Source organism: Brevundimonas sp. P7753 (assembly GCF_013386595.1).
GTDB lineage: Bacteria > Pseudomonadota > Alphaproteobacteria > Caulobacterales > Caulobacteraceae > Brevundimonas > Brevundimonas bullata.
In genome coordinates this window covers 1-469 of sequence record NZ_JACARP010000227.1, presented here as the reverse complement: position 1 = coordinate 469, position 469 = coordinate 1, and the positions used below count along the sequence as shown (strand labels likewise).

At 67.4% G+C, this 469-nt stretch carries 1 protein-coding gene; it reads left to right on the top strand.

The features are described from left to right. Positions 1–217: 217 nt before the first annotated feature. Positions 218–469: hypothetical protein (locus HX774_RS19285; protein WP_178829018.1), on the top strand; the 252-nt coding region annotated here is incomplete at its 3' end.

Genomic DNA, 469 nt, shown 5'->3' with positions numbered 1-469 from the left:
GCGCGCGTCGGTCCGGGTCGCCCGGCAAAAACGTAGCGGCGCGGCAAGAAGCGCCGGGCGCAAAGGGCGCCGAAACCCATGCTGAAATCAGTATAGGTTGTTGTTTTTCAACGACTTGTATTTGCTCCACTGACTTGGCCCGGAGCTTGCGCCGTGCCGTTCGAACCATCTGAGCGCAGTAGGCGCCGCCCACCCAGCGAAAGCCCTATCGCCTCTCATGTCCGCGCTCAGCGTCATGTCCCTGATCGCCCCGACCGCCCCGGTCGGCGCATCCGCATCCGTGGAAACGGCGGCGGACAGCGGCCTGTTCGCCAGTCTGGTCGCGGCTGTCGCTCCGTCGCTGAAGACGCGGGGTGAGGACAGCGCGCCGATTCTGGATGCGCCGCTCGTAGAGGACGAGGCCGCCGAGACGCCCTCGCTGGACGCAGCCATGACGGCCGCGCCCGCCTGGCCTCCCCTTCCCCTGATC